Source organism: Nocardioides sp. (assembly GCF_036405735.1).
Classification (GTDB): Bacteria; Actinomycetota; Actinomycetes; order Propionibacteriales; family Nocardioidaceae; genus Nocardioides.
This window is the reverse complement of record NZ_DASWXC010000104.1, coordinates 1-1,734: the sequence shown is the minus strand read 5'-3', so window position 1 is coordinate 1,734 and position 1,734 is coordinate 1. Positions and strand designations below refer to the sequence as shown.

At 68.0% G+C, this 1,734-nt stretch carries 4 protein-coding genes; all 4 read right to left on the bottom strand.

Annotation, left to right across the window (positions count from 1 at the left end; all coding sequences use genetic code 11):
- Window positions 1–139 precede the first annotated feature (139 nt).
- The 4 genes from VGE38_RS16685 to VGE38_RS16670 all read right to left on the bottom strand — a co-directional run bounded on the left by VGE38_RS16685 (window position 140) and on the right by VGE38_RS16670 (window position 1,582).
- Complete coding sequence (locus VGE38_RS16685) at window positions 140–391, bottom strand: hypothetical protein (RefSeq protein WP_331143684.1); 252 nt, start codon at window positions 389–391, stop codon at window positions 140–142.
- A gap of 71 nt (window positions 392–462) precedes the next feature.
- Window positions 463–1,005 (bottom strand): phage tail tube protein, encoded by a 543-nt coding sequence (locus VGE38_RS16680; protein WP_331143683.1) that lies wholly within the window; start codon window positions 1,003–1,005, stop codon window positions 463–465.
- 2 nt (window positions 1,006–1,007) lie between these two features.
- Window positions 1,008–1,157 carry a hypothetical protein gene (locus VGE38_RS16675; RefSeq protein WP_331143682.1) on the bottom strand — a complete coding sequence of 50 codons (150 nt, stop codon included), beginning with the start codon at window positions 1,155–1,157 and terminating at the stop codon, window positions 1,008–1,010.
- Window positions 1,158–1,165: 8 nt separating this feature from the next.
- Window positions 1,166–1,582 carry a hypothetical protein gene (locus tag VGE38_RS16670; protein WP_331143681.1) on the bottom strand — a complete coding sequence of 139 codons (417 nt, stop codon included), beginning with the start codon at window positions 1,580–1,582 and terminating at the stop codon, window positions 1,166–1,168.
- Window positions 1,583–1,734: the final 152 nt, after the last annotated feature.

Below are 1,734 nucleotides of genomic sequence, written 5' to 3'. Positions count from 1 at the left end.
GCCAGGAGGGCGTCGTGCTCCTCGGTGAGCCGCTGCACCTCGGCGACGCACTTCTGACCCTCGCCGACGACAGCGCGGTACGGCCGCTCGGGGCGGGAGGTGGAACGCTCGGCGCGGAGATCCGCAAGAGACTTGGGCATCAGCCCTCGCCCTCCTGTGCAAGGAGCGCGTCAATAGCGCGCTTCCGTGCGTGCTCGGGGTGCTCATACCCGGTCGCCTGCTCGACGACCCGGGAAAGGTGCGCCGTCGTGATCTGCTGTTGGCGCAGGGCCAACTTGATGCCCTGGAGTTCCTCGATGATTCGGCGGTCGAGGAACTCCCGAACGTCTTCATGGGCGCCCTGCCCGCGGTAGAGCCTGCGAATGGGCGCCTGCTTCTTTCGGTTGAACATGACTACTCCTGCCGAGTTGCCGAGTGAGACCCCCGCCCGCCACTCGGCAGGACGGGCGGGGGTCGTCAGGGTCAGGCAGCGGCGAGCGCGCGGTCCTCGGCGATCGGCTCGCCACCCACGACGATCAGCGACTGGGTGACCGACTTCTCATCGAACTCCCCGTCGCCCGTCTGGCCCTTGCGGCGCACGCCGCACTCCATGAGGTAGATGTCGGCGATGTCGCCGGCCGTCACGGCGGAGACTTCGCCGTCAACGCCGTCGAGAACCACGACGGTCACGCGGTCTCCCGGAACCAGCGCCTCGTACACCTCGTTGCCATCGGTGCCGGGCGTGCCGACCTCCTGGGGCAGGTAGGAGTACTGCGCGTCCACAGCCGGGAACGACACCTGGCCGAGCTGCGTGGGGACGAACTTCGAGCCCAGCTTTTTCGGGCCCTCCCCCGTGTTCTGAGTCGGGGTCACGTTGAAGTCGCCGTAGAAGTGCAGCGACCCGAAGACGCCGGCGTTGACCTCGGTGACGGTCGGGATGCCGGTGGCAGCGGCGGGCGGCGTGGTCAGGATGACGACGGCCTTCTGGCCCAGCGCCTTGACGGTGGGCGGGTTCACGAGAGGCATGTTCAGGACTCCTTGTCGGCGGTGCTGTCGGACTTGGCGGCCGACTCGGCGGCCTTCGTCGCGGGCTGCTTGCTCGCGGACGTCTTCTTCTTGCTGGACTTGCGGTCGTCCTGCTGCTCCTGGAGAGCGCGGGCGAGGTAGGCGTTGGGCATGGCTCCTCCTAGAGAGCGAGAGTCCACTGGGACAGCCCCGAGTGCTCGGTTCCGTCCTTGGCGACCGCGTTGGTCGACTCGTGGGTGATGGCCGTCGACTTCACGCCGCCGACGGTGATCTTCTTGCCGCGCCCAGGCGAGGACTCGAGGGCGTCCTGCACCCACTTGCCGACGCGACGAGCATTGGTTGCGGTTGTGCCGACATGGCGAACGGCGGCGCGGTAGCCGACACGGGCGGTGCCGCCCTGGCGATTCGGGGGCACGTAACGGCGCTCAACGCTGAGCACCGCAAATGCGGGAGGTAGCGTGCCTGGGTTTCCGTTGCTTCCCGGCACCTCGTCGTCGTCATAGACGTGCTGGCCCTTGAATCCGGGCGCGGTCAGCAGGAGTGCCTTGACGGCCTCCCACACCTCGTCGTCGCTCACCGGTCACCCCTGGGCCAGAACAAGCGATCGAGCATGCCGTCGACCCGGCGATGGAACTGCGGCCGGATCAGATCCAGCGACTGCTCGAGATCCGTGTTCGGCGGGCCGTTTCGCCAGCCCGCGCCAACCGCATTGCCGACCACATCGCCCGT